Annotated in this window: 19 protein-coding genes; 6 read left to right on the plus strand and 13 right to left on the minus strand. The window is 70.2% G+C overall.

What is annotated here, in order from left to right; all coding sequences use genetic code 11:
- Nucleotide 1 precedes the first annotated feature (1 nt).
- From JCR33_RS17095 to JCR33_RS17125, 7 genes are all read right to left on the minus strand, one after another.
- Entirely contained in the window at nt 2-3,319 is a 3,318-nt protein-coding gene (locus JCR33_RS17095; protein ID WP_198883329.1) for a glycosyltransferase, read from the minus strand.
- A 635-nt stretch (nt 3,320-3,954) separates the two neighbouring features.
- A complete protein-coding gene (locus tag JCR33_RS17100; RefSeq protein ID WP_198883330.1) occupies nt 3,955-5,412 on the minus strand; it encodes an alpha,alpha-trehalose-phosphate synthase (UDP-forming) in 1,458 nt (485 codons plus the stop codon).
- Nucleotides 5,413-5,468: 56 nt separating this feature from the next.
- Complete coding sequence (gene ligD, locus JCR33_RS17105; protein ID WP_198883331.1) at nt 5,469-8,057, minus strand: DNA ligase D; 2,589 nt, start codon at nt 8,055-8,057, stop codon at nt 5,469-5,471.
- Nucleotides 8,058-8,990 (minus strand): non-homologous end joining protein Ku, encoded by a 933-nt coding sequence (ku, locus tag JCR33_RS17110; RefSeq protein ID WP_198883332.1) that lies wholly within the window; start codon nt 8,988-8,990, stop codon nt 8,058-8,060.
- A gap of 7 nt (nt 8,991-8,997) precedes the next feature.
- Nucleotides 8,998-9,273: a DUF7218 family protein gene (locus tag JCR33_RS17115; RefSeq protein ID WP_198883333.1), complete on the minus strand. Its 276-nt coding sequence runs from the start codon at nt 9,271-9,273 to the stop codon at nt 8,998-9,000.
- A 96-nt stretch (nt 9,274-9,369) separates the two neighbouring features.
- Nucleotides 9,370-10,800, minus strand: a complete 1,431-nt coding sequence (locus JCR33_RS17120) for a transporter substrate-binding domain-containing protein (RefSeq protein WP_198883334.1) — start codon at nt 10,798-10,800, stop codon at nt 9,370-9,372.
- A 23-nt stretch (nt 10,801-10,823) separates the two neighbouring features.
- Nucleotides 10,824-12,008 carry an extracellular solute-binding protein gene (locus JCR33_RS17125; RefSeq protein ID WP_198883335.1) on the minus strand — a complete coding sequence of 395 codons (1,185 nt, stop codon included), beginning with the start codon at nt 12,006-12,008 and terminating at the stop codon, nt 10,824-10,826.
- Nucleotides 12,009-12,231: 223 nt separating this feature from the next.
- Between JCR33_RS17125 and JCR33_RS17130 the strand changes: the two genes are divergently transcribed.
- Nucleotides 12,232-15,339 (plus strand): mechanosensitive ion channel domain-containing protein, encoded by a 3,108-nt coding sequence (locus tag JCR33_RS17130; protein WP_198883336.1) that lies wholly within the window; start codon nt 12,232-12,234, stop codon nt 15,337-15,339.
- Nucleotides 15,340-15,369: 30 nt separating this feature from the next.
- Here the strand turns inward: JCR33_RS17130 and JCR33_RS17135 are convergent, their stop codons facing one another.
- A complete protein-coding gene (locus tag JCR33_RS17135) occupies nt 15,370-15,624 on the minus strand; it encodes a high-potential iron-sulfur protein (RefSeq protein ID WP_198883337.1) in 255 nt (84 codons plus the stop codon).
- A 280-nt stretch (nt 15,625-15,904) separates the two neighbouring features.
- Between JCR33_RS17135 and hemA the strand changes: the two genes are divergently transcribed.
- The 5 genes from hemA (at nt 15,905) to JCR33_RS17160 (ending at nt 21,666) form a co-directional block, all read left to right on the plus strand.
- Nucleotides 15,905-17,128, plus strand: a complete 1,224-nt coding sequence (gene hemA, locus JCR33_RS17140) for a 5-aminolevulinate synthase (RefSeq protein ID WP_198883387.1) — start codon at nt 15,905-15,907, stop codon at nt 17,126-17,128.
- Nucleotides 17,129-17,316: 188 nt separating this feature from the next.
- The gene (gene pncB / locus JCR33_RS17145) at nt 17,317-18,720 is read left to right on the plus strand and encodes a nicotinate phosphoribosyltransferase (RefSeq protein WP_198883338.1); all 1,404 of its coding nucleotides are present in this window, start codon (nt 17,317-17,319) and stop codon (nt 18,718-18,720) included.
- A gap of 128 nt (nt 18,721-18,848) precedes the next feature.
- Complete coding sequence (locus JCR33_RS17150) at nt 18,849-19,823, plus strand: TRAP transporter substrate-binding protein (RefSeq protein ID WP_198883339.1); 975 nt, start codon at nt 18,849-18,851, stop codon at nt 19,821-19,823.
- Nucleotides 19,824-19,857: 34 nt separating this feature from the next.
- Nucleotides 19,858-20,376 (plus strand): TRAP transporter small permease, encoded by a 519-nt coding sequence (locus tag JCR33_RS17155; protein ID WP_198883340.1) that lies wholly within the window; start codon nt 19,858-19,860, stop codon nt 20,374-20,376.
- The gene (locus JCR33_RS17160) at nt 20,377-21,666 is read left to right on the plus strand and encodes a TRAP transporter large permease (protein WP_198883341.1); all 1,290 of its coding nucleotides are present in this window, start codon (nt 20,377-20,379) and stop codon (nt 21,664-21,666) included.
- Between the two features lie 30 nt (nt 21,667-21,696).
- On the opposite strand, the gene JCR33_RS17165 is transcribed toward JCR33_RS17160, so the two are convergent.
- Genes JCR33_RS17165 through JCR33_RS17185 form a run of 5 tightly spaced genes read right to left on the minus strand, consistent with a single transcriptional unit; the run spans nt 21,697 to nt 26,411 of the window.
- Nucleotides 21,697-22,416: a GNAT family N-acetyltransferase gene (locus tag JCR33_RS17165; protein WP_198883342.1), complete on the minus strand. Its 720-nt coding sequence runs from the start codon at nt 22,414-22,416 to the stop codon at nt 21,697-21,699.
- Nucleotides 22,413-22,820 carry a RidA family protein gene (locus JCR33_RS17170; protein ID WP_198883343.1) on the minus strand — a complete coding sequence of 136 codons (408 nt, stop codon included), beginning with the start codon at nt 22,818-22,820 and terminating at the stop codon, nt 22,413-22,415. Before JCR33_RS17170 ends, JCR33_RS17165 begins: the two co-directional genes overlap by 4 nt.
- The gene (locus JCR33_RS17175; RefSeq protein ID WP_198883344.1) at nt 22,817-24,427 is read right to left on the minus strand and encodes an AMP-binding protein; all 1,611 of its coding nucleotides are present in this window, start codon (nt 24,425-24,427) and stop codon (nt 22,817-22,819) included. The genes JCR33_RS17170 and JCR33_RS17175 overlap by 4 nt, the downstream gene beginning before the upstream one ends.
- Nucleotides 24,424-25,593 carry an acyl-CoA dehydrogenase family protein gene (locus JCR33_RS17180; RefSeq protein WP_198883345.1) on the minus strand — a complete coding sequence of 390 codons (1,170 nt, stop codon included), beginning with the start codon at nt 25,591-25,593 and terminating at the stop codon, nt 24,424-24,426. The genes JCR33_RS17175 and JCR33_RS17180 overlap by 4 nt, the downstream gene beginning before the upstream one ends.
- On the minus strand, nt 25,593-26,411 hold the full coding sequence (locus JCR33_RS17185) for an enoyl-CoA hydratase family protein (protein ID WP_198883388.1): 819 nt from the start codon (nt 26,409-26,411) through the stop codon (nt 25,593-25,595). The genes JCR33_RS17180 and JCR33_RS17185 overlap by 1 nt, the downstream gene beginning before the upstream one ends.

Consider the following 26,411-nt stretch of genomic DNA (forward strand, 5'->3'; position numbering starts at 1 on the left):
CTCAGGGCGCGGGCTCGGCGGCGCCGGAAGGTCCCTCGGTCCGATCGGGCAGGAAGAGGCCGGCCGCCTCGAAGGCGGCACGCATCTCGGCAACGCCCTGCTCCACCCCGTAACGCGTCTCGATGAGGCGGCGCGCCGCATCCGCCACCGCCTGCCAGCGGGCGGGATCGTCGTAGATCGACAGGATGGCGGCGACGATGTCGGCCGGCTCGTCGGCGACCAGCGCCTCGCGCCCCGGCGTGATCGCGATCCCTTCGGCGGCCACCGCGGAGAGCACCGAGGGGATCCCCGCCGCCATCGCCTGGAACACCTTGCCCTTCACCCCCGCGCCACTGCGCAGCGGGGCGACGAAGAGGCGATGGCGGTCGAACATCGCCTGAAGATCGGCGACGTGGCCTCCCACCACGATGCCGTCGATGCCCGCAAGCGCCTCCTGGGCGTAGGCGCCGTAGGCCGTGAAGGCGACGTCGGGCCGCCGCTCGGCGAGGCGCGGCGCGACCTCGGCGGCGAACCAGCGGACCGCCTCCACGTTGGGCGGATGGTGGTAGTTGCCGAGGAAGGCGAGCCCCGCCCGTCCCGCGAACGGTGCTGGCAAGGGCTGCACCCGCTGCACCCAGGGCGCCTTCACCACCGCCACCTCCGGGCCGGTGTGGGAGAACACCACCGACGCCTCGACGTCGGAATAGCTCAAGACCGCGTCGGCGCAGCGCATCGCCGCGAGCTCGCGGGCACGGGTGGCGCGGGCCGCCTCCAGAGCCGCCGCGTCGCCCGACTGCGTCGCGCCGCGCAACTCGCGCAGGAACTGGAGATCGGCGAGGTTGAGGAGGATCTTGGCGTCCGGCGCATAGCGCTCGATGGCCGGAAGCAGCGCCTCCGCCACCTGGAAGCGGGTGACGTAGACGGCGTCGAACTCCCTCCCCCGCGCCTCCAGGAAGGCTTCCATGGATGTGGCGAAGGGGGCGTGGATCACCTCCACCCCCATCGCCTGCATCGCTTCCGCGTAGCGCGGCAGATACTCCATCGAGCGCGGCAGCAGCGTGACCTTGGCGCCGAGGGCCTGGATGAGGCGGATCTCCTCCTCCGCCGCCACGCTGCCGGCATCGACGTCGGTGCGTGGCAGCTCGATGAGGACGAAGAGGACGCGCGCCGTCACGTTGCGGTCGTGGGCGGCCCAGGCCGGTAGCTCCGGCGGCCGCCGATGCGCCCAGGTCCGCTTGAAGACGGGCGCGTTGAGCGCCTGGTGGCGCTTGATGCCGGCGCTCTCGTCGACGCCGTGCGAGCCGCCCTCCGAATGAACCACCACCGCGCCCGGCGCGTAGCGCACCCGCCGCCCCGCCTCGCGCGCCTTGAAGCAGAGATCGACGTCCTCGAAATAAGCCGGCGCGTAGATCTCGGAGAAGCCGCCGACGGCGCGCCACAGCGCGGCGTCGACGAGGAGGGCGGCGCCGGACACGTAGTCGACCTCGCGCCCATAGGAATAGCGGGGGTCGAAGGGGTTGCCGCCGCGCCCGACCATCGTCGGATCGCCGTTGTGGTCGATCGAGCCGCCCGCATCCTGCAGGGCGCCGTCGGGATAGATCACCTTGGGGCCGACGATGCCCGTTCCCGGAAAGGCGTCCATCGCGGCAAGGAGCGCGTCGAGCCATCCCGCCGTGACTTCGGTGTCGTTGTTGAGGAAGAGGATGTGGCGACCGCGCGCCTTCGCAGCGCCGGCATTGGCGGCGCGCAGGAAGCCCGTCGAGTGGTCGTGCCTCACCACCCTTAGCCCCTCGTGCGCGGCGAGCGCCCCGGCGGTGCCGTCGGCGGAGCCGTCGTCCGCCACGATCACCTCGAACGTCGCCTCGACCGGCGCGAAGAGGAGCGCGGCGAGGGCGATGAAGGTGAGGCCGTAGCCGTCGTGCACCGGGATCACCACCGAGACGGCCGGCGTTTCGTGCTGGGGAAAGCGCAGGGGGAAGGGTTCGACCTGCTGCGGACCCGCCACGAGGGCGTCGTGGAGCGCCGGCAGATGGGCGACGAGCCAGGGGTCGAGCGGCGCCTTGGCGGCGGCACGCGCGTGGGCGAGGAGCGCGCGATAGCGGTGCTCGGCGAGCGGCGAGCCGAAGCCCGGCAGCGGCGGCACCACCTCCTCCGCGATGCGCGTCCACGGTGTCGCGTGGGCGGGCGCGCTCGCAAAGCCCACCGCGAGGCGGCCCGCCTCGCTGACGAGCTCGAGGCGATGGCTCCGCCCGTCGAAAAGGGCGGTGAGGTCCTCCACCACGCAGCCCGTCGCCTCCGCGGACGGCGCGCTGACCATTTCGGCGACGGCGCGGCCGTCGGCGAGCACCACCGCCTCGCCCGCCCAGCGTCCGGCGTCGGCGGTGACGATGCGCCCCTCCATCGCGATGCGCCCGACCCCGTCGAGGGCGCGGCGCTCGCCGATCGGATACCGCTCGCGGCCGGCACGGACCACCAGCGGCATCGGTGGCGCGCCGCGCGAAGGCTGAGGAAGCGGCGCCTCCATCAACAGGAGATCGCCGTTGCCGAGACCCTGGAGCAGCGGCCCGAGCGGGGTGAGGCGGCGGGCGACAGGCCGCACACCGTCGCCCTCGGCAAGCTTCAGCCCGGCGAAGAAGGCGTAGGCCTCCTCCGCCCCCGCGAGCGGCGTGAGGGTGATCTTGAAGCGCAGGGCGACGGCACCCGGCGGCACGTCGACGGTCGCCGCAAGGTGGCTGTAGCCGTCGGGATGGCGGCCGCCGAAGGCTTCGGGCACCGGCGTCGGCGCGGCCCCGACATAGCGGTCGCTCGCGTCGTAGAACTCCACGCGCACCTCGAGCACCCCGCGATGGGCGGCGAAGAGGCCGCGCCAGCGGACCTTGCGGGAGGCGACCGGCAGCGCCTCGCCGAGCTCGGGGTCGCGATAGGCGATGTCGACGGGTTTCAGCGAGGCGCGCGCCGCGACGTTCACCCGCATGAAGAGGGTGTGGCCGTCGGCGAGCTGCCAGTCGGGCGCGACGTCCCGGCCGAGCACGGCGTGGCCGCCGTCGAGGTAGGTGCGCCAATGGGTGGCGACATCCTCGCCGGCGGGGTCGGAGAGAAGATCGACGTCGGCAAGGCGCGTGCCGACGGGGAGGAAGGGTCGCTCGTCGAGGCCGAGCCGCAGGCCCGGGGGCGCCGCGATCAGGAGCCGGTCGTGCCATGCGGCGACGACGCGGAAAGGGGCCCCTTCGGGTGCGGCAAGGGCGGCCGACACGCTCTGGACGGCAGCCTGCTCGGGCACGCTGCGCTCTTCCGGCGCGCCCGCCGCCTCGGCCTTCGCGCGCCGCTTGTTGAAGAACATAGACCCCCGCTGCGCACCCGTCGTTCGATCCCCCGGTTTGGCCGGCCGGTGCGTGTCGCCGGTCAAACCAGGGCAAGGCCCCCCGCTCCGGCATGGATGAGGCGCACCACGACGCGCTCAAAGCCGGGATCGGCCACCTCGTGCGGGCGCGCCTGCGGGGTCGAGCCGAATCGCCGCCCGCATGGCGAGAGCGATCAGCACCCGGACGGCCGCGCCGCCACCGATGGCGTGGTAGTTCGAGCCCGCGCCATAGGCAACGCCGAACGCCGACAAGACGCGAGGATCACGCCGATTGCGACCGACGATTGCCGATGGCTGCGACGAGCGCCCTTCCGCCCGACACTTGCCGCGACCGTCGCCGCCCACCTCCACGACACGTCGCAGCGGCTGGCGGCGCCGGAAACGCTCGCAGCGACGGGCGGCACGAGAACGAGCGCCGCCGGGTTCCCCGATGCGGTCCCGCCGGCGTGTGCGGCGTCTCGGGGGCGATCGTCGGGCGAGAGCGAGAGGCGTCGCCCGGCGGAGTGGATGCCCCGGCCGCCCACGCTGCGCAGTGATGCGGCGAACGACCTCGCCGGCGGCGGCGGCAGCGGCGGGCGACGTGGCGGGCCGCAGCGCTTCCTATCGGATCCCCGTCAGCCCGCGGCGATCAGCTCTTCGAGACATTGGGTGGTCCAGTGGCCGACGTCGTCTCGCGCGACGCTCGCGATGAGCGCGCGGTGCCGCTCGCGCCGCTCCCGCAGCGGCATCGCGAGGGCCCGCTCGATGGCACTCGCCAAGCCGTCCGCATCGCGCGGGTCGACGACGAGGGCGGCCTCCATCGCCTCCGCCGCGCCGGCGAAACGGGAGAGGACGAGCACGCCGGGGTCGTCGACGTCCTGGGCCGCGACGAACTCCTTGGCGACGAGGTTCATGCCGTCGGCGAGCGGCGTCACCAGCCCGACGTCGGCGTGGGCCATGAGGTGGGCGACCGCACGCCGCCCGTAGGGTCGCGTCAGAAGCTGCAGCGGATGGCGCGAGAGCGAGCCGAACTCGCCGTTGATGCGCCCCGCGAGCGCCTCCACCTCCTGCCGGAGGTGGGCATAGGCCGAGACCGAGCCCCGCGAGATCGGTGCGATCTGAGTCAGCACCACCTCGTCCGCCCGCGCGGGGTCGGCCGCGAGGAAGGCGCCGAACGCGGCGAGCTTTTCCGGCAGCCCCTTCGAATAGTCGAGCCGGTCGACGCCGAGGATGGCGCGGCGGCCGCCGAGACCGTCGAGATAGGCGCGCACCTCCGGCGGCGTCGGGGCGTAGAGCTCGCCCCGCAGGGCGCCGACGTCGATGCCGATGGGCAGCGCCTTGATGCGCACCCGCTCGCCGAACGCGCGCACCTCGATCACGCCCGGCCGGTTGAGCACCACCCCCTCCCCCAGCCCGGCGACGGCTTCGGCGAGGCGCGCGGCGTCCCGCGCGGTCTGCACGCCGATGGTGTCGAAGTGCATCAGCGCCTCGGCGAGCCGGCGCGCTTCGGGAACCGCGCGAAAGGCGGCGGGCTCGGGAACCGGAATGTGGAGAAACAGGCCGAGCGTCGACCCGACGCCCGCCTCCCGCAGCATTTTGCCGAGAAGCAGGAAGTGATAGTCGTGCACCCAGACGAGATCGTCGGGCCCGGCGATGCGGGCGGTCGCCTCCGCATAGGCCCGGTTGACCGCCGCGTAGGCGCGGAACTCGGCGGGGCGGTGCACCGCGAGGTCGGAGCGGCCGTGGAAGACGGGCCACAGAAAGGCGTTGGCGTATCCCTCGTAGAAGCCGCGATAGTCGTCGGCGGGAAGGTCGAGGAGGCTGTAGACGACGTCGTCGACGGTGGTGGCGGTGACGTCGGGCTCGGTCCCGTCGGCGATCGTCTTGCCCGACCAGCCGAGCCAGGTGCCGCCTTGGGCCGTCAGCGCGTCGCTGAGCGCCGAGGCGAGGCCGCCGGGCGACACCCCCTCGGAGGGCCGCGCGACGCGGTTCGACACGGCGATGAGCCGCCCTTCGATCTCGACCTTCTGATGTCGGGCCGGGCGGACCGCTGGAATGGCCTCGACGAAAAGAGAATTCTCAACGCCCAGCATGACCACCATCCGATTATATTCCTGTCATACGTAAACGCATGAACGGGCGGTTCGGTTCAGCTGGCGTTCACCGCCGTCTTCACATCTTTCCCGCGCAATCGCTGTCGCACCGCGCCGACATCCTTCCACGAGTCCTGCGTCAGGGTGTCGCCCACATGGAATGGGGCAGGCGTCTCGAGCTTTTCGAGGGCCTCCCACGTCAGGGGGCCGGCGAAGGGCGCCCCTTCGCGCGCGCGGGTCGAATAGGGGGCAACCGCCGACGCCTTCAGGTCGTTGCGCAGATAGTCGATGAAGATGCGCCCCTTCCGCTTCGCCTTGCTCATGTTGATGAGGTAGCGGTCGGGAAAATCCCCGGCGAGGCCGGCGGCGACCCAGCGCGTCCAGGCCTTCGCCTCGGCCCACTCCACCCGGCGCTCGATCGGCACCATGACGTGGAGCCCCTTGCCGCCGGTGGTCTTCACGAACGCGGCAAGGTCCATATCCGCGAGGCGCTCGCGCAGCACGAAGGCGGCGTCGCGCACCGCGGCGAAGGCGACCCCCTCGCCCGGATCGAGATCGAAGACCAGCCGGTCGGGCCGCTCCGGCCGATCGACCCGCGCCCCCCGCACGTGGATCTCCAGAACGCCCCGCTGCACGAGCTCGATGATGTCGGCGGGCTCTTCGGCGACGATCGCGAGGCCGTCGTCCTCGCCGATGTCGCGGGCCATGCGCTCGGGCAGCCCTTCGGGGTGACGCTGGTAGAAGCACGCCTTGGCCCGCCCCTGCGGACAGCGTACGAGCGTCAGCGGCCGACCCGCGACGTGCGGCAGGAGGAGCGCCATGTGCCGCTCGTAGTGGGCGGCAAGCGCCGCCTTGGTCACGTTCTGCTCCGGATAGAGCACCTTGTCGGGGTGGCTGAGGGGGACGTCGAACACGGTGGTCGCCATCGGCGTCTCCTTGTTTGCCGCGCCGTCCGGCCGGCCGGCGGAGCGGCGCGCGGGGGAAGCGGCGACCCGGTCGGTCTCGGTCGCCGGATGGTCGGAGGGAAGGCTCACCTCCTGCGCCGGAACGCCACTTTCGCCGACAAACACCGCATGACGCAGCATGCCCTCGTCGGTCATCGCGAGATAGGCGACGTCGACGACAAGGTCCGGCCGCACGAAGCGGTTCCCCCGCCCCGTCAGCTTCTGCGCGAAGGGTGAGCGCCGGGTGGCGCGCTCCCGAAGCGCGGCGAGCAGGCGCTTCGCATCGCTCGCCGAAAAGCCCGTGCCGACGCGACCGCACGGCACGAGCCGGTCGCCCGCATGGGCGCCGACCACGAGGGCGCCGAGGCCACCATTCTCGCCCACCGTGTAGGCGCCGACGACGAAGGGGGCCTCGCGTACCGCCCGCACCTTCACCCAGCCGTCATGGCGGCCGGAGCGATAGGGGCTTCCCGCCTTCTTGGCGATGATCCCTTCGAGCCCCAGCGCTTCGGCATGGGCGAAAAGAGCCTCCTGCTTGTCGGCGACGTGATCGCCGTAGCGGATCCGCCCCAAACCTTCGACGAGCGCGGTAAGACGCTGCTTGCGCGTCTCGATCGGCTCCTCGCGCAGATCCTCGCCGTCGACGAAGAGGGCGTCGAAGGCGACGTAGACCGCGCCGTCGGCCCCATCACGGAGACTGCGCTGGAGCGCGCCGAAATCGGACCGGCCGGCATCGTCGAACACCACCACCTCGCCGTCGAGCATCACGCCGCGCTCGGCGAGGCGGCCGGCCTCGTCGGCGATCGCGGGAAATCGGTCCGTCCAGTCCTTGCCGGTGCGGGTGAGGAGCGCGACCCGCCCCTCGGCGGCGCGCAGGATCATGCGGTAGCCGTCATACTTCACCTCGGCGAGCCAACCCTTGCCTCTCGGCACGCTCTTGCGGCTGCGGCAAAGGGCCGGCGCCACGAAGCGCGGCACCGCGGGAGAAGACTTCGCCGCGCGCTCGGCGGGGCGCTCCGCGTTCCTCCGTCGATCCTTGCCGGCTTGGTCGGGCGCCCCGTTCTTCCTGTCCTTCCCGGCATCAGGGTCGGGGTCGGCACTCCTCGCGATCTCGGCGAGGGTGCGACGGGTGACGACGGAGCGGGTGAAGCGCTCGGTGACGGCGCGCCCCGTCCGCCGAGCCTCCTCGTCGTCCACCTTGATGAGGAGCCATTGGGGCGGGCGCCCCTTCTCGGGCTTCATCCGCTCCAGATGCCAGCGCCCCTTGAGGCGCTCGCCGTGGAGCACGAACGACAGCGAGCCGGCGGCGAGGCCGTCGGCGGCATCCTTGCCGTCGGCCATCTCCCAGGTGCCCTCGTCCCACACCATCACCGTGCCACCCCCGTAGGCATCGGCCGGAATGGTGCCTTCGAAGCCCGCATAATCGAGCGGGTGGTCCTCCGTCTCCACCGCGAGGCGCTTGTCGGCGGGGTCGAGGCTCGGCCCGCGCGTCACCGCCCACGACTTCAGGACGCCGTCGTGCTCGAGGCGGAAGTCGTAGTGGAGGCGGCTCGCGTCGTGCTTCTGCACCACGAAGCGCGGCAGGCCGGCGGAGCGGCGGCCCCGCTTCGGGCGAGGCTCGGAGGTGCGATCGAAGTCGCGCTTGCTGCGGTATCGATCGAGGCCGGACACATCGACGCGGGACACATCAACGCCGGACACCTAGGCGCTTCTCGCCTGCCGCGTCCGCCCGCCGGAGGACTTCGCCGGCGTCTTGGCATCGCGGCTCGCCGTCTTGCCACCGCTCGCGCCCGCCGAGGCCTTCGACGAGGACGCGCCGGAGCGGCGGGCCGACTTGCCCTTCTTCGAGCCCGACCCGTCCTCGAGGCTCGCCTTGAGCGCATCCATGAGGTTGACGACGTTCGACGCACCGCCGTCCTTGCCGCCCTTCGGCGCCGCCACGCGCTTGCCCTTCAGCTTCTTGTCGATCAGGGCGCGCAGCTCCTCCTGGTAGCGGTCGACGAAGGAATCCGGGTCGAACTCCCCGGCGCGGGCGGTGATGAGCTGCTCGGCCATCTCCACCTGGTCCTTGGAGGCCTTCACCTCCTCGATGTCGTCGAAATAGGTGTCCGCCTCGCGCACCTCGTCGGCCCAGCGCAGGGTTTCGAGAAGGAGGCCACGGCCGCATGGCTGGATCGCCACGATCCGCTCCCGCTTTGCGAGCACGATCTGGCCGAGCGCCACCTTCTTCGCCCCCCGCAGCGCGTCGCGGATGGTGACGAACGCCTCGGTGGCGATCGCTCCGTCGGGCGTCACGAAATAGGGGCGATCGAAGTAGATCGGGTCGATGTCGGCGAGGTCGACGAAGTGGGTGAGGTCGACGGTGTGCATCGATTCGATGTCGAGCGCGTCGAGCTCCTCGTCCTCGATCGGGACGTATTTGCCGCGCTCGTACTCGTAGCCCATCACGATGTCGTCGCGGTCGACCGGCCCCTCGTCCGGCACGACATTTTGCTGGCGCACCCTCTCCCCGCTCTCGCGGTGGATGCGGTGGAGCGAGATGCGGTCCGTCGACGTCACCGCCGCATAGAGGCGGATGGGGAAGGAGACGAGGGCGAGGCGGATGTGGCCCTTCCAATAGGCGCGCGGCGCCATGGCGGCCTCAGTGGTTGCGCAGGGCGTCGACGAGCTCGCCCTTTTTCATCTTGGAGCGGCCGTCGATGCCGATCTCGCGGGCGCGGTCGTAGAGCGCGTCGCGGGTCCACTCCTCGTAGGGGGGCGCCTTGCCGCCGCGCTTGAAAGGCTTGTCGCCGCGCGCCTTGGCGTTGGCGATGCGGGCGGCCTTCTCCTTGCTTGCGCCGTCGCGGCGAAGCGCTTCGTAGGTGTCGTCGTCCTTGACGGTGGGGCCGGGATCCTTCCGGGTCGCGCGTTTCACCATGGCGGTCGATCCTTCGCTGACGGGCGGAGCGGTCGACATCCGTTCCGCCGGAACGAATCACCAACGCAAATCGCCGCCGCGACGTTCCGCGGAAAGTCAACCCCCGCTCGCCGTCTCCGGTTGCTCCGACAAAGGCGTGCTCGCGAATTCCGTGTCGAGGTGACGGGTGAGGATCTCGCCGTAGCTCGGGCTCCTCAGAAGCGACTGGATCGCCCTGTTCAGCCGTTCGCGCAGCTGGTCGTCGCCCTTGCGCACGGCGATGGCGGCGCCGCGCGAGAGCTCCATGGTGCGTTGCGCGGAGGTGGCGAAGCGGAACGGCTCGCCGAGCGGCGTCGACAGGAACTCGCGCTGCGCCGTCAAGGCCGGCGCCAACACCGCGTCGAGCCGGTGGAGAGCGAGATCGACCCACATGCCTTCCGAATTCGGATAGAGCCACACCGTGTTGGGCGGACGGAACGTCGAGATCAGATAGTCCGCCTGCGGGGTCCCGCTCACGGCGGCATAGACGGCGCGGTCCTCCGCCTCGAGGTCGTTCACGGCGGCCTTCGGCACGACGTAGCGCATCGACAGGCGGACATAGGGGTCGGTGAAGTCGACCTCGTCGGTGAGCTGCTGGTTGCGGGCGAGCGCGGCGACGGCGGCGTCGATGCGCCGCTCGCGCAGGGCGGAGAGCACGTCGTCGGCGGCGAGCGGCACGAGCTGGCAGGTCGCATCCATGATCGAGCAGAGCGCGCGGGCGACGTCGACGTCGAAGCCGGCGCGCACGCCGAAACGTCCGGCGGATGAGAAGGGCGGCGCGTCGTCGAGCACGCCGATCCGGTAGGAGAGCGACGTGGTCGCCGCGGCCGAGGTCGTCGGCGTGAGGCCGAGACCCAAGGCGGCGGCCGCTGCCGCGGCGGCGGGCGACGGGGCCGTCGGCACCGCCTCGGCCGGCGTGGCGGCGGGCGTCTCGCCTGCCGCGGGCGCCGCGGGCGATGCCGCCGCCGTGCCCGCCGCACCGTCGTCCTCGTCCTGGAGCGGCGTCTCTTCGAGCGCCACCGCCGGCGCAGCCGTCGGCCCATCGACCGCGGACGGCGTGGTCGCCGCCGCCTCGTCCGCGGTCGCCGGCGTCGTTCCGCTCGCGGCCTCGCCGACGGCGGATGGCGTCGCTTCGCTCGCCGCCTCGGTGGTCACGGCCGGCGCGCCGCTCGGGGCGGGGGCGGTCGCGGCGGCCTCCCCCTCGTCGGAGGCGGTGGTGGACGGCGGATCGACCGCCTCGGCATCCGCCGTGGACGGGGCGCTCGGCACCACCGCGGTGGGATCGGCCGTGTCCCCCTCCTCTTCCGCCGACGCCTCGCCCGCGGGAGCCGGGGCTATGGGCTCGGCTACACCGTCGGCCGGCACGGTCGGCGTCCCAGCGGTCGGCGTCCCAGCGGACGGCGTCACGGCTGGCGACGTCACGGCGGTGGGGGCCGCTTCGTCGTCGGCGAGCGCCATCGGCGGCGTCGCGATCAGAGCGACGGCCAATAGAGCGGTCAGCGTCCGCATCGATCCCCTCATCGGCCCGCCCCTCACATCGCCTCGCGCTCGGCCTGCGCGACCTGATCCAGGATGATCTTCATCGTCGCGTCGGCCTTGACTTCGCCGCGCACCATTGCCCGCACCGCGTCCGCCACCTGATCGGCGAGATCGAGATAGGCGATCCCGAAGCGGCGCACCGGCGGCGGCACCAGCCTATTCATGTGGCTCGCGATCGTGGCGAAGACGGGGCTCACCGCGAGCAGCTCCTCGTCGTCGTAGAGGGCGGGACGGGTCGGGGCGAGGCCGTGGTCGATCGCGGCGAGGCGCTGCTCGTCCGGCGAGGCGAGGAAGGTCGCGAGCGCCTTGGCGCTCTCCTGGTTGGCCGAGTGGCGCGACACGCCGACGAACCAGGTGGTCGCCATGATCGCCTCCGCGTCGGCGGCATCCTCCGCCGGCGGGCGCAGGAGTATCGACATCACGTCGGCGATCGGCGAGCCGACGAGGCTCGGCAGCGCCGTGGAGCGAGCGAGCAGCGCCGCGCTGCCGCCGCCGGTGAACTCGGCGAGCGCCTCGCTGCCCGTGGTGCTCGTCGCCGCGGCGGAGGTGATCACCCCGACGGTGTCGTTGAGCGCCTGTAACGCCACGAGCATGCGCGGCTCGTCGTCGAGCCCCTTGGCGCCGAAGCTGTAGGCCCAGTCGACGAAGAGGGGAAAGAGCGAGGCGCCGGCACCGCCGAAGGCGAGCTTGCTCGCCTCCTCCCCCGGCGCCTGCAGCAGGCTCTCGCGCAGCTGCGTCCACGCCTCCGGCCCTTCGCTGATCTGATCGGAGCGCAGGAACAACAGCGTGATCGCCATGTGCTGCGGCAGCCCGACCACCCGGCCGGTGCTGACGGCGACGTCGCTCACGGCCGGCAGCGCCGCTCGGGGGTCCGCTTCGTTGGCGAGTGTCGAAAGGTCGCTGGTGAGGGCCGGCGCCCAGGCATCGGGAAACTGAATCACGTCGATCCGCGGGCTCGATACGGAAAAGAGCGCCCGGTATCGCTCGAGCGCGCGCCGGTCCGTGGCGTCGGCCGACACCACGCGCACGGTGTGGCCGGTCGCCTCCTCGAAGCGGGCCGCCGAATCCCGGCACGCCGCCACGGCACGGCCCACATCGAGACACACGAGAGTGAGAGAATCGGCCCGTGCCACCCCCCCGGCAATGACGAAGAGCACGGCCGCCAGAACGAAACGCATGAACACTTCCCTTCGATGGCAGTCAGCTGATGCCGAGGCACGATGGCCTGCGACCCGGATCGGCGGCCGCCGGCGCACGCCGCGACCCCGCTTATTGTCTCCTCAGGCGCAGCGTCTTATACGCCGTGCTGCCCGCGCCTCAAGCCGACACCATCGTGAGCGGGCGGCAACGCCCGACGTTCCCGTCGCAGAGCGACGACCCGAAAAGCGTGACGAGCCTTGTATGCCGCGTATCTCGTGCATTTTTCTCTTTCTTCGACTGATCGGCGCCGCCGTTGTCGCAGCCACGCTGACGTTCGCCGGCGCAGCGGCCGCGCAGGACGTCGACCTCGTGAAGCTGCGCCGCTCGGTGGCCGAGGCGCAGCGTGACGCGCGCAATCTCGACATCGCGATCGAGCAGCGCGCGGCGGAGAACCAGCGCCTCGCCGACGCGCTCGACGTCGCCGACGTCCGCGAGCCGGTGACCTTTGCCGAGCTGCGCCAGGCGAAGTTCGAGGTGGACATCGCCCGCACGCGCCTTTCCACGCTCGACCACAGGCTGAGCGAGCAGATGGCGATGATGGGGGACCTCAACGCCGAGATCATCCGCCTCACGTCGAGCAACACGGGCGCGGCGGACACGCTGAAGCGCGTCGTCGAAGAGGCCGCCCTCGACTGGCGCTCGCGCCTGCGCGACATCGAGAACGACATGATCGGCAAGCTCACGCGCTTCCGCGAGCTGTCGGCCGAATATCTCTATCTGCGCCAGGAAGAGCTGCAGATCCTGCAGAGCGAGATCAGCCTCGACGCGATCACCGGGTCGGAGGGGGGCAAGGCCGACCCGATCATCGCCCGGCTGCGCGATCTCGTGACCCAGCTCTCGCGCACCGCGATGCAGCTTTCCAACGACGCGGCCAGCATCGAGACCTCGACGCCGGCCGCCGTCGAGCGGCGCAACCTGCTGCGCCTGCGCTCCGACGAGCTCCTGTTGCGCTCCACCGCGCGCCTCACCGACATCGTGATCGTGGAGGCGCAGAACGTCATCGACGGCGTGCGGCCGATGATCGACGAGCCGGCCGTGCCGATCCGCCTGTTCAACGAGGCGATCGGCGCGGTGGACGATGCCTCCGACGACCTCGGCGCGCGTCGCTCCATCATCTCCGACAATCAGACGGCGCTGCAGGACTTCAACCGCTTCCTCACCGAGCCCGGTAACCTGCAGCAGGCCGCGACGGGCCAAACCAACCGCATCCAGGCGCTGCGCCGGCTCCTCGAGACGCAGGACCGCGAAATCGGCGAGCTGCAGGACCGGCTCCTGTCGGTGCGCGACGCGCTGGTGAAGGAGCGCGCGGCGCGTCAGCGGGCCGCCCTCCTCCAGCGCGAGGTGGCGCGCACCGACCGCGGCGCCCGCGACCGCATCGCCGCCGAGATCGCCGACATTCCGAGCGAGCTGACACGCATCTACTCGGCCCGCGTCGCCGAGGTCGAGACGGCGATCGTGGTCGCCGACAACGAGCGCTTCGCCGTGCTCGCCGGAGCCCTCCTCGTCGTCCTCGCCCTCACCCTGTGGCTGCGCCAACGCGTGCTGCGCCGCTTCGTCGCCTCGCGCGCGACGCGGGCCACCGAGGTCCCCATCGAGGTCCTGAGGCGCAACCTCTTCTGGCTGTTTCCGGCGGCGGTGTGGGGCATCTTCTGCGCCACCTTCGCGATCTCGCGGTCGACGGCGGTGTCGGTCTTCACGCTCCTGATCATCCCCGCCGCGGCGGCGCTGCTGCGCGACCTGACGCAGGTCATCGTCGCCCACTCCACCGAGGGGCGGAAGCGGCGCATCGGCATCATCATCACCCGCTCCACCGAGGTGGCGATGGTGGCGACGGCGCTCGTCGTCTTCGTCTACGTGGTGCTCGACGAGGTGCCGCTGCTGCCCTCGACGCAGACCGCCATCGACCGCCTCGCCTACTCGGTGTTCGTGCTGAGCGGGCTGCCGATGCTGCTCTTCGTGTTCGTCTTCGCCAACACCGGCAGCAACAGCGCCTACGGCAAGGCGCGGCGCTTCATCGCCGCCGTCCTGTCGCTGCTGCCGCCCGTCGCCCTCATCGCGACGGGCGTCACCGGCCTCGCCGGCTACACCCAGCTCGCCAACATCATGCTGGAGAATCTCGGCATCGCCATCGCCATCGCGGCGACGCTCGCCCTCATCCTCGGTGTGCTCAACGACATCATCGAAGGGATGGCCGAGACGATCCGCGAGAAGGACCCGGCGCGCGCCTACTTCATGCGCTCCAACTTCCTGCAGCCGCTCAACCGGCTGCTCCAGGTGCTTCTCGCCCTCGTCGCGATCGCGGTGGCGGCGCACATCTTCGGCTGGTCGCAAGAAACGCCCGGGATCAGCCAGCTCGTCGAGGTGTGGCGCACCACCGTCTTCAGCGTGGGCGGACAGGGCTACAGCATCGGCAACGTGCTGATCGCGACAGCGGCGTTCGTCTTCGTGTTCTGGGCGGCAGCCTGGACGCGCCGCGTCGCCTACACGGTGATCTTCCGCCACCTGAAGGACATCGGCATCCGCCAGAGCCTTTCGGTGTTCGCCCAGTATGTGGTGATCGTGCTCGGCGTGCTCCTCACCCTGTCGGCCGTCGGCTTCGACGTCACGACGCTCACGGTGTTCGCCGCCTCCCTCGGCGTCGGCATCGGCTTCGGCCTGCAGAACGTCGTGAACAACTTCATCTCGGGCCTGCTCCTCCTCGTGGAGCGCCCGTTGCGCCTCGGCGACATCGTGACGGTGGGAGCGAACTCCGGCACGGTGAGCCAGATCGGCATCCGCTCGATGCGCCTCACCACCTTCGACGAGTTCGACCTCATCGTGCCGAACTCGGCGCTGATCTCGGACACCTTCACCAACTGGACGCGCACCAACAGCCAGATGCGCGTGCTGCTCACGGTGGGGATCGCCTACGACAACGATCCGGAAGAGGCGATCAAGATCGTCTACGAGATCCTGAAGGAGCACAAAGGCGTGCTGCGCTCGCCGGCGCCGATGGTGACGGTGGAGGAGTTCGCCGATTCCTCCATCAACCTGCGCGTCTGCTACTATATCGACCTGCGCGGCAACTACTCGGGTTTCGTCGTCAAGAGCGAGGTGCTGTCGGCCGTGTGGCGCCGGTTCGCCAAGGCCGGGATCACCATCCCCTTCCCGCAACGCGACCTGCACATCATCAATCCGTCGGGCGCAGCGCCCGCGGCAGTGCCGAGCCAGACGGTGCCCGAGCGACCCGAGAGCGCCCACGGCGAGTGGGTGGGCGACGCCATCGAGCTCGCCCAAGAGAACGCCAGCCAGGAGAGCGCCAAGGAGTAGCCGCCCGCCCCTGGCGGCGCGGCGGTCGCGTCAGCGCGGCGCCCAGATCGCGCACCAGGCGCCGGCGGCGACGCGCCCTTCCACCATGGAGCAGAGCCCGGACATCGCCTCCGGCCCCAGCCAGAAGGCGCAGCCGCCGCAGAGCTGGTCGCCATGGGGCGTGGCGCGGTAGCGCACCGACGCCTTCTCCACCCGCCGGCCGGCCGAGCCCGGCAGCGGGAACGCGGGCGCCCGGTGCCCACAACGCCGGGTGCGCCGAGCCTCGTCGATCAGGGTGGTGGGCATTGCGGACCTCATCGGGGATGGATCAAAATTAGAATAATTCAATTTCATAGATCGATCTATATCATAATAATTCTAATTTGAGTTTTACCCCGTCCCGCCTCGCCCACTGCGGCCGAATGGCGCGCGGCGCCTTGGACTTGCCGCAAATCGGACGGCATCGCGCCGCCCCTCGCGCCAGCCGTGCTCAAGGTGCAGGCAATCCCACTTTTGTATTCCCCCAATGCACTTGGCCTCAGGGGCGAACACGTCTAACTCTAGGTCCAGGGAGACGGGGATGACGATGGACTACGAGAAGCACTTCGCCGATAGCCTTGACGCCTTGCGCAACGAGGGCCGCTACCGCGTGTTCGCCGATCTGGAGCGGCATCGCGGCGCCTTCCCGCGCGCGCGACGACATCACAGCGGCGACGGTCCGTCCGACGTGACGGTGTGGTGCTCCAACGACTATCTCGGCATGGGCCAGAACCCCAAGGTGATCGCCGCGATGCACGAGGCGATCGACAAGTGCGGCGCCGGCGCCGGCGGCACGCGCAACATCTCCGGCACCAACCACTACCACGTCGAGCTGGAGCGCTCGCTCGCCGATCTCCACGGCAAGCCGTCCGCCCTCCTCTTCACCTCCGGCTACGTCTCCAACTGGGCGGCCCTCGGAACCCTCGCCGGCAAGCTCCCCGACTGCGCCGTCTTCTCCGACGCGATGAACCACGCCTCGATGATCGAGGGCATCCGCCACTCCCGCGCCGAGCGTCACATCTTCGCCCACAACGACCCCGAGGACCTCGACCGTCGCCTCGCCGCCGTCGACCCGGACCGCCCCAAACTCGTCGCCTTCGAGTCGGTCTATTCGATGGACGGCGACATCGCTCCCATCGCCGAGATCTGTGATGTCGCCGAAAAGCACGGCGCCATGACCTATCTCGACGAGGTCCACGCCGTCGGCCTCTACGGCCCGCGCGGCGGCGGCATCGCCGAGCGCGAGGGGCTGATGGACCGCCTCACGGTGATCGAGGGCACGCTCGGCAAGGCGTTCGGTGTGGTCGGCGGCTACATTGCCGCCTCCACGGCGCTGTGCGACTTCGTGCGCTCCTTCGCGTCCGGCTTCATCTTCACCACGGCGCTGCCGCCGGCGGTGGCGGCGGGGGCGCGCGCGTCGATCGAGCACCTGAAGACCTCGTCGGCCGAGCGCGAGGCGCATCAGGCCGTGGTGGCGAAGGTGCGCGCGCGGCTCAAGGCCATCGGCATCCCGCTGATGGACAATCCGAGCCACATCGTCCCGGTGATGGTGAACGATGCCGCGAAGTGCAAATGGATCAGCGACCTGCTGCTCGACCAGTACGGCATCTACGTCCAGCCCATCAATTATCCCACCGTGGCGAAGGGCACCGAGCGGCTGCGCATCACCCCCTCCCCGGTCCACACCGACGCGGACATCGAGCACCTCTGCCACGCCCTCAGCGAGCTGTGGTCGCAGTGCGCCCTCGCCCGCACCCGCGCCGCCGCCTGACCGGACGCCTCGCGACCCGCTGAGCGATCTGCCGCGGGGGCGCCTCGCGGCCGTCGACGAGAACGGCGCGCACGACGCCCGAGGCGACCGGGCTCGCCCGAGGGCACCCGGCGGACGCCGACCGCGGCAGACGGGACTCGCACGAAAGGATCGGCTAAGGGGGGCGGGAGACGGCGCCGGGAGGAAGCATGGTCGACATCGCGACACGCGTGTGGAACCACAAGTGGAAGATCGATCCGATCGTTCGCTCGCTGATCGACACGGACTTCTACAAGCTCCTGATGTGCCAGTCGGTCTTCCACAACAAGCCCGACACTCGGGTCGCCTTCTCGCTGATCAACCGCAGCAAGAGCGTGCGCCTCGCCGACCTCGTCGACGAGGGCGAGTTGCGCGAGCAGCTCGACAACGTGCGCTCGCTGTCCCTATCGCGCGGCGAGAGCACCTTCCTGCGCGGCAATACCTTCTACGGCAAGCGCCAGATGTTCCGGCCCGATTTCATGGCCTGGCTCGAGGCGCTGCGGCTACCGCCCTATCACCTCGAAAAGCGCGACGGGCAATATGAGCTCACCTTCGAAGGCCCGTGGCCGGAGGTGATGCTGTGGGAGGTGCCGGCCCTCGCCATCCTGATGGAGCTGCGCTCGCGCGCCGTGATGCGCGACATGGGCCGCTTCGAGCTCCAGGTGCTCTACGCCCGCGCCATGACCAAGCTGTGGGAGAAGGTGGAGCGGCTACGCGCCCATCCCGGCCTCACCATCGCCGATTTCGGCACCCGCCGCCGCCACTCCTTCCTGTGGCAGGACTGGTGCGTGCAGGCGATGATGGAAGGCCTCGGCGCCTCCTTCACCGGCACCTCCAACTGCCTCATCGCCATGCGGCGCGAGGTGGAGGCGATCGGCACCAACGCCCACGAGCTGCCGATGGTCTACGCCGCCCTCGCCGAGACCGACGAGGAACTCGCCGAAGCGCCCTATCGCGTCCTCGCCGACTGGCACGAGGAGCACGAGGGCAATCTGAGGATCATCCTGCCCGACACCTACGGCACCGAAGGCTTCCTGCGGCGCGCGCCGGACTGGCTCGCCGGGTGGACGGGGGTGCGGATCGACTCCGGCGACCCCGTCGTCGGCGCCGAGACCGCCATCAAGTGGTGGAAGGAGCGCGGCGAAGACCCGCGCGAGAAGCGCGTCATCTTCTCCGACGGCCTCGACGTCGACACGATGATCGACCTCTACGAGGCGTTCCGCGAGCGCGTCCGCGTGTCGTTCGGCTGGGGCACCCTCCTCACCAACGACTTCCGCGGCCTCGTGAAGGACGACGCCCTCGCCCCCTTCAGCCTCGTGTGCAAGGCGGTGTCGGCCAACGGGCGGCCCACAGTGAAGCTCTCCGACAATCCGCGGAAGGCGACGGGCCCCCTCGCCGAGATCGAGCGCTACAAGCGGGTGTTCGGCGTCGGCGAGCAGAAGCCGATGGACGTCACCGTGTTCGATGGGCTCGGCGGCGCGGTGTTCGGCGGCCTCGGCCGGCGGATTTCCTGCCTATCCGGCAGGGCACGGGGAATCCTCCCGATCGCGCTGCCGGCCATCCAAACCGGTTGAAGCCCCATCGGGAAACAGTCATTGTCCTCTCGCAGGGTGCCGACAGAGCGCCCGCGACAACAACCAAGAACGCCACGAACGGCGTCGACAACAAAGAACGCCAAGAATGGCGTCATGGGAGGACATTCATGAAGCTCAAGATCGTCGCGCTCGCGGCGGCCGTAGCGGCTGTCATCTCCTCGGCCGAAGCTCGCGAATGGCGGGGGTGGAACGTTCACCCGCCGGAATATCCCGTCTCCACCGGCATGGAATATTTTGCCGAACAACTGAAAGAGCGCTCCAACGGTGAGCTGACCGCGAAGGTGTTCCACTCCGGCGTGCTCGGCGACCAGCCCGACGCCATCGAGCAGGTGCGCGAGGGCGCGCTCGACTGGGCGGTGTTCAACTTCGGCCCGCTCGGCGCCATCGCGCCGGAGGTCAACATCACCTCGCTGCCCTTCATCTTCAAGGACGTGCCCTCCATGCACAAGGTCATGGACGGCCCGGTGGGCGAGGAGATGGCCGACGGGCTGCGCAAGATCGGGCTGGAGCCGCTCGGCTATTTCGATTCCGGCGCGCGCTCCTTCTACCACCGCGAGAAGCTGATCCACTCGCCGTCCGACATCACGGGCCAGAAGTTCCGCGTCATGGGCAACGAGCTCTACGTCGACATGATCGCCCAGCTCGGCGGCAACGCCACGCCGATGCCCTATGCCGACGTGTTCCAGGCGCTCCAGACCGGCGTCATCGACGGGGCGGAGAACAACTATCCCTCCTACGAATCCTCCGGCCACTACGAGGCGGCGAAGTTCTATTCGAACTCCCAGCACCTCATCCTTCCCGAGTGCCTGTGCATCAACAAGGATCTCTTCGACAGCCTGTCGGCGGAGCAGCAGGCGCTCTTGAAGGAGATCGGCCGGGAGGCCGCCGAGCTGCAGCGCGATGAGTGGGCCAAGCGCGAGGAGGTCTCCAAGGCGAAGGTGCTCGCCTCGGGCGTCGAGATCATCGAGATCGAGGACAAGGCCGCCTTCCAACAGCTGATGCAGCCCGTCTACGACAAGTTCCTGGCGGACAATCCCGACATGGCCCCGCTCATCGAGAAGGTGAAGGCGGCGCAGGACTAGGCCGGAAGGAACGGTCCGACCCGGGGGCGCCGCGATGATCGCCTTCATCGACCGCATCGGGGCGCTCCTCGCGCGGGCATTCCTGTTCGTGGCGGCCGTGGCGCTCTTCGCGCTGGTGCCGATGGCGGGGTGGCTGGTGTTCGGCCGCTACGTCCTCAACCGGTCGCCGACCTGGGTGGAGGCGACGAGCCTCGTCTTGATGCTCGTCGTCACCTTCGGCGTGGCGGCCGCCGCCACGCGCAGCGAGGAGCACCTGTCGATCGCCTTCGTGCGCGAGAGCTTTCCCCCGCCGGTGGAGCGCGTCATGCGCTTCGTCTGCCACGTGGTCCTCGCCGGGTTCGGCGCCTGGATGGCGCTCGCCTCCTACGAGAACACCGTCAACACCTGGTCGCGCCCGATCCCCCTCCTCCAGATCCCGGAGGGCGTGCGCCACCTTCCCCTCCTCGTCGGCGGGTTCGGCATCGCCGTGTTCTCCGCCATCCATGCCCTCAAGATGCTCGTCGGCCTGCCGCGCACCACACCGTCCGGCAGCGACGGCGACCCGGCGGTCTGAATGGAAACAGGTCTCATCCTGCTCCTCGGCGTGTTCGCCGTGGGCCTCTTCATCGGCATGCCCGTGGCCTTCGCGATGGGGGTCGCGGCGCTCGCGGCCTTCGTGCAGGCCGACTTTCCCGCCACCACCATGTTCCGCCGCGTGGCGCAGGGGGTGTCGGCCTTCTCGCTGCTCGCCATCCCCTTCTTCATCTTCGCCGGCGAGCTGATGCTTCACGGCGGCATCGCCCAGCGCCTCGTGCGCTTCGCCACCGCGCTCGTGGGCCACGTGCGCGGCGGGCTCGGCGTCGTCAACGTGCTCTCCTCGATGCTGTTCGGCGGCATCTCCGGCTCCGCCGTCGCCGACACCTCCGCGCTCGGCACCATCCTCATCCCCGTCATGAAGCGGGAGGGCTACCGGGCGGATTATGCGGTCAACGTGACCGTCACCTCTTCGATCGCCGGCATCGTGATCCCCCCGTCGCACAACATGATCCTCTTCGCCGTGGCGGCGGGCGGCGGCATCTCGATCTCCAAGCTGTTCCTCGCCGGCGTCGTGCCGGGGATCTTGATGTGCCTCTGCCTCGCGGTCGCGGCGTGGCTCGTGGCGCTGCGCCACGGCTATCGCGCCGAGCCGTTCCCGGGCGTGCGCGCGGTGCTCGTCGCCGCCCTCGTCTCGATCCCGGGCCTCTTCACCGCCGTCATCATCGTGGGCGGCGTGCTTTCCGGCATCTTCACCGTCACCGAATCGGGTGCCATCGGGGCGATCTACGCGCTCCTCGTGACGCTCCTCGTCTACCGCGAGCTGACGTGGGCGGGCTTCGTCGCCGCCGTCACCCGCGCGGCCAAGACGACGGGGCTCGTGATGATCCTCGTCGGCTGCGCCACGGCGTTCGCCTACATGCTCGCCTTCTACTCGGTGCCGACCCGCCTCGCCGAGCTGATGCTGACGATCTCGGACAACCCCATCGTCCTCCTCCTCCTCATCAACGTGATGCTGCTCGTCGCCGGCATGGTCATGGACATGGCGGCGCTGATCCTCATCACGACGCCGATCTTCCTGCCGATCGCCACCCAGATCGGGCTCGACCCGATCCAGTTCGGCATTCTGCTGATGATGAATCTCGGCCTCGGCCTCTGCACGCCGCCCGTCGGCGCCTGCCTCTTCGTGGGCTGCGCCATCGGCGGGGTGCGGATCGAGAAGGCGGTGGCGACGATCTGGCCGTTCTACATCGCCATCCTCGTCGCCCTTCTCCTCACCACCTACGTGCCGGCCGTGTCGCTGTGGCTGCCCGGCCTGGTGTTCGGCTGAGCCCTTCCCCCATTCGGCCGCGCCGCCCTGCTAAAGGACGACGCCCGTCGGGCGCTCGCGGTCGCCGTGGGCGGCGGCCTGAAGCGCCTCGAGACTTTGCCGCTGGTGGCCGCGCGCATCGAAATTGTCCGGCGACAGCCAGGCGTCCATGGCGCTTCTGAGGCGCGGCCAGTCGGCGTCCGTCATCGCGAACCAGGCGGTGTCGCGGTTGCGGTCCTTCACCACCATGTGCTGGCGGAAGACGCCTTCGAAGGCGAAGCCGAAGCGGGAGGCGGCGCGGCGCGACGCCTGGTTGGCGTTGTCGCACTTCCACTCGAAGCGGCGATAGCCGAGCTCGTCGAATAAGAGGCCGCCGAAGAGACGGATCGCCTCGGTGCCGCCCGGCGTGCGCCGCATGCCGGGGGCGAGGCAGATGTGGCCCACCTCCGCGACGCCGTGCTCGGGGCTGATGCGCATCAGGCTCATCACCCCGCCGGCCTTGCCGTCGTCCTTGGACACGAGCGCGAAGAACAGCGGATCCTCGCTCGCCGCCTGACGCGCCAGATGCTCGGTGTAGTCCTCCAGCGTATCGAAGGGGCCATAGGGCAGATGCGCCCACAACAGCCCCTTGGGATCGCCGGCGCGGTGGGCGGCGAACTGGTCGGCGGCATGGCGGGCCGGGTCGAGCGGCTCGAGGCGGATGAAGCGGCCCTCCAGCGGCTTGCGGGGCGGCCGCTGACGCGGTGTCCACCCGAGCGTCGGCCCACTCACGCCGCAGCCTCCACCACCGCGACGGCTTCGATCTCCACCATGGCTTCGCGCTCCACGAGTTCCACCACCTTCACCAGGGCCATCGCCGGAAAGTGGCGCCCCATCACCCTACGATAGACCGGCCCGAGATCGGCGAGGCCCGCACGGTAGGCCTCGATGTCGGTCACGTACCAGGTCAGACGGGCGATGGTGTCGGCGCGCCCGCCCGCCGCCTCCACCACGGCGACGACGTTCACGAGCGCCTGCTCCACCTGACCGAGAAAGGTGTCCGGGAAGCTTCCGTCCGGCCGCCAGCCGATCTGGCCGCCGACATGGACGAGGGGTCCGTCCGTCACCATGCCGTTGGCATAGCCGACGGGATTGGGCCATCCCTCGGGCTGGACGGCGCGAAGGAGTGCGCTCATCCGCCGGCCTCCTCGGCCGCCCTGGTCCGCAGTGCGAACCGCTGCAGCTTGCCCGTCTCCGTGCGCGGCAGCGCGTCCACGAAGTCCACGGCGCGGGGATATTTGTAGGGCGCGAGCTCCGCCTTCACGTGGTCCTGAAGTGCCTTCACCATCGCCGCATCGCCCTCGTGCCCCTCCTTCAGGACCACGTAGGCTTTCACGATCTGGCCGCGATCCGGGTCGGGAGCGCCCACGACGCCCGCCTCCGCCACGGCCGGATGAGTGAGAAGGCCGCCCTCCACCTCCGGTCCCGCAATGTTGTAGCCCGACGAGATGATCATGTCGTCGGAACGGGCCTGATACCAGAAGTAGCCGTCCTCGTCGCGGATGTAGGTATCACCTGTGACGTTCCATCCTTCGAGGACGTAGTCGTGCTGGCGCGGGTCGGCGAGATAGCGGCACCCGGTGGGCCCACGCACGGCGAGGCGGCCCGGCACGCCCGGCGGGCACTCCGCCCCCGTCTCGTCGATCACCTTGGCCTCGTAATGCGGCACCGGCAGGCCCGTCGCCCCCGGCCGCACCGTCTCCTCCGAGGAGCCGATGAAGATGTGCAGCATCTCCGTCGCGCCGATCCCCTCGGTGATCTTGATGCCGGTCGCCGCATACCAGGCGTCGAAGGTCGCCTTGGGCAGCGCCTCGCCGGCCGACACGCACTTGCGCAGGGTGGAGATGTCGTGCTCGGCGAGCTTGTGCAGCATCGCCCGATAGGCGGTCGGCGCCGTGAACATCACCGTCGCCCGATATTTCTTGATGGCGGCGAGGAGGTCGTCGGGCGAGGCCTTCTCGAGGAGGATCGAGGTGCCGCCGATGCGCCAGGGAAACAGCACCAGTCCGCCGAGGCCGAAGGTGAAGGCGAGCGGCGGCGAGCCGATGAAGCGATCGTCGGGCGAGGCGCGCAGCAGGTGATGGGCGTAGCAGTCGCAGATCGCCAGCATGTCGCGATGGTAGTGCATGGTGCCCTTCGGCACCCCGGTCGTGCCGGAGGTGAAGCCGATGAGGCAGACATCGTCGGCCGCCGTGTCGCAGGCCTCGAACTCGTCGCTCGCGACGGCGAGCGCGGTGAAGTGGCCGGCCGTGTCGAAGGTCAGCATCTTGCAGTCGCGCCCGGCGACGGCCTTCTCCATCTCGTCCTTCAGCTTCTCGTCGGTGATCGCGAGGCCGATATGCGCCTTGTCGATCATCACGCCGAGCTCCTTGGCGCGCAGCAGCGGCATCGTCGCGACCACGATCCCGCCGGCCTTGATGATGGCGAAGTAGATCGCCGCCATCATCGGGTTGTTGGCCGAGCGCAAGAGCACCCGGTTGCCCGGCACCATCCCTTCCGCCACCAGGATGTTGGCGATGCGGTTCACGACCTTCTGCAGCTCGGCATAGGTCCACTCCACGCCCTCGCCGACGAGCGCGACGTGCTCGCCCCGCCCCTCGCTCACGTGGCGGTCGATCAGCTCCACGGCGCAGTTGAGATGCGTCGGATAGTCGAGCTTCTCGAGGTTCAGAAAGGTCGGCTGGGCTGTCGGCGACGGCAGGTTGTCGCGCGCGAAGGTATCGACATGGGCGGAGTGGGTCATCGGGCGGCGTCCTCCGGCACGCTCGCCGCGAGCACTTGACGGGCAATGACGATCTTCTGCACTTCCGAGGCTCCTTCGTAGATGCGCAGAGCGCGGATCTCGCGGTAGAGGTGTTCGACGAGGGTGCCAGTGCGCACGCCGTCGCCGCCGTGGAGCTGCACGGCCTGGTCGATGACCGTCTGCGCCGTCTCGGTGGCGAAGAGCTTGGCCATCGAAGCTTCGCGGGTGACGCGAGGCGCGCCTCGGTCACGCGTCCAGGCGGCGCGATAGACGAGAAGCGCGGCCGCATCGACGCCGAGCGCCATCTCGGCGATGGCCGCCTGGGCGAGCGGCAGGTCGCCCATCGGCGCGCCGAAGAGGTGACGCGTGTGGGCGCGGGTGAGCGTCGCCGCGAGGGCCGCCCGCGCGAAGCCCAGCGCCGCCGCGCCGACGGTGGAGCGGAACACGTCGAGCGTCGCCATCGCGAGGCCGAAGCCGCGGCCCGGCGCGCCGATGCGGTTCGCGAGCGGCACACGGCACCCCTCGAAGGAGAGGCGCGCGAGGGGATGGGGCGCGATCACCTCGAGCCGCTCGACGACCGAGAGCCCCGGCGTGTCGGCATCGACCACGAAGGCGGAGAGGCCCTTCGCCCCCGCACCTTCGCCGGTGCGGGCGAACACCACGTAGAAGTCGGCGATGCCGCCGTTCGAGATCCAGGTCTTCTCGCCGTCGAGGATCACGCCGTCGCCCTCGACGCGGGCGGCGAGCTCGATGGCGGCGACGTCGGAGCCCGACTTCGGCTCGGTGAGGGCGAAGGCCGCCACCGCCTCGCCGGCCGCGACACGGGGGAGATAGCGCGCCTTCTGCTCGGCGGTGCCGGCGAGCGCGATGGGGCCGGCGCCGAGACCCTGCATCGCGAAGGCGAAGTCGGCGAGGCCGGAGTGGCGGGCGAGCGTGTCGCGGGCGAGGCAGAGGGTGCGCACGTCGTGCGGCTCGGCGACGGCGGGGGCGAGAAGCCCCGCCTCCCCCATCGCGACGACGAGGCGGCGGCAGGAGGCGTCGACGTCGCCCTCGTCGGTGAGGCTTGCGGCGTGGGCGCCGGCCCATCGGGCGATCTCTTCGGCGAAGGCGCGGTGGCGCTCCTCGAAGAAGGGCCACGACAGCGTCTCGGCGAGAGGGTCGGCCATCAGTTCCCCTCGAAGACCGGCTTCGACTTGTTGGCGAAGGCGTGGAAGGCGCGGTGGTAGTCCTCGGTCTGCATGCAGAGCGCCTGGGCGACGGCCTCCTGGTCGATCGCCTCGTCCACCCCCATCGCCCACTCCATGTGCAGCATCTTCTTGGTGATGCCGTTGGCGAAGGTGGGTCCGTCGGCGAGCCGGCGGGCCATCGCCTCGGCCTCCTCGACGAGCGCATCGGCGGCGACGAGGCGGTTGAAGAAGCCCCAGCGCTCGGCCTCCTCCCCACCCATCACGCGGCCGGTGAAGAGAAGCTCGGAGGCCCGCCCCTGACCGATGATACGCGGCAGGATCGCGCACGCCCCCATGTCGCACCCGGCAAGGCCGACACGGTTGAAGAGGAAGGCGACCTTGGCGTCGGCGGTGCCGAAGCGGATGTCGGAGGCCATGGCGAGGATCGCCCCGGCGCCGACGCACACGCCCTCGACGGCCGCCACGATGGGCTGCGGACACGCCCGCATCGCCTTCACCGTGTCGCCGGTCATCTGGGTGAAGTCGAGGAGGCCCTTGGTGTCGCGCTCGAGGAGCGGTTCGATGATCTCGAACACGTCGCCGCCGGAGCAGAAGTTGCCGCCGGCGCCCGTCAGCACCACCGCCTTCACCCTGTCCTCGTGGCGGAGGGCGCGGAAGGTGTCGCGCAGCTCCGCGTAGCTCTCGAAGGTCAGCGGGTTCTTGCGCTCGGGGCGGTCGAGGGTGATCGTCGCCACCTTGCCCTCGACCTTCAGCGCGAAATGCTGCGGCCGGTAGTCGGCGAGCGGCAGGGTGATCAT

The sequence above is a fragment of the Acuticoccus mangrovi genome (assembly GCF_016411865.1).
GTDB classification, from domain to species: Bacteria; Pseudomonadota; Alphaproteobacteria; order Rhizobiales; family Amorphaceae; genus Acuticoccus; species Acuticoccus mangrovi.

Coding starts and splice junctions, on each gene's coding strand:
- JCR33_RS17095 (WP_198883329.1), bottom strand. CDS start 3,319: ATGTTCTTCAACAAGCGGCGCGCGAAGGCCGAGGCGGCGGGCGCGCCG.
- JCR33_RS17100 (WP_198883330.1), bottom strand. CDS start 5,412: ATGCTGGGCGTTGAGAATTCTCTTTTCGTCGAGGCCATTCCAGCGGTC.
- ku (WP_198883332.1), bottom strand. CDS start 8,990: ATGGCGCCGCGCGCCTATTGGAAGGGCCACATCCGCCTCGCCCTCGTC.
- JCR33_RS17115 (WP_198883333.1), bottom strand. CDS start 9,273: ATGGTGAAACGCGCGACCCGGAAGGATCCCGGCCCCACCGTCAAGGAC.
- JCR33_RS17120 (WP_198883334.1), bottom strand. CDS start 10,800: ATGCGGACGCTGACCGCTCTATTGGCCGTCGCTCTGATCGCGACGCCG.
- JCR33_RS17125 (WP_198883335.1), bottom strand. CDS start 12,008: ATGCGTTTCGTTCTGGCGGCCGTGCTCTTCGTCATTGCCGGGGGGGTG.
- JCR33_RS17130 (WP_198883336.1), top strand. CDS start 12,232: ATGCCGCGTATCTCGTGCATTTTTCTCTTTCTTCGACTGATCGGCGCC.
- JCR33_RS17135 (WP_198883337.1), bottom strand. CDS start 15,624: ATGCCCACCACCCTGATCGACGAGGCTCGGCGCACCCGGCGTTGTGGG.
- hemA (WP_198883387.1), top strand. CDS start 15,905: ATGGACTACGAGAAGCACTTCGCCGATAGCCTTGACGCCTTGCGCAAC.
- pncB (WP_198883338.1), top strand. CDS start 17,317: ATGGTCGACATCGCGACACGCGTGTGGAACCACAAGTGGAAGATCGAT.
- JCR33_RS17150 (WP_198883339.1), top strand. CDS start 18,849: ATGAAGCTCAAGATCGTCGCGCTCGCGGCGGCCGTAGCGGCTGTCATC.
- JCR33_RS17155 (WP_198883340.1), top strand. CDS start 19,858: ATGATCGCCTTCATCGACCGCATCGGGGCGCTCCTCGCGCGGGCATTC.
- JCR33_RS17160 (WP_198883341.1), top strand. CDS start 20,377: ATGGAAACAGGTCTCATCCTGCTCCTCGGCGTGTTCGCCGTGGGCCTC.
- JCR33_RS17170 (WP_198883343.1), bottom strand. CDS start 22,820: ATGAGCGCACTCCTTCGCGCCGTCCAGCCCGAGGGATGGCCCAATCCC.
- JCR33_RS17175 (WP_198883344.1), bottom strand. CDS start 24,427: ATGACCCACTCCGCCCATGTCGATACCTTCGCGCGCGACAACCTGCCG.
- JCR33_RS17180 (WP_198883345.1), bottom strand. CDS start 25,593: ATGGCCGACCCTCTCGCCGAGACGCTGTCGTGGCCCTTCTTCGAGGAG.
- JCR33_RS17185 (WP_198883388.1), bottom strand. CDS start 26,411: ATGATCACCCTGCCGCTCGCCGACTACCGGCCGCAGCATTTCGCGCTG.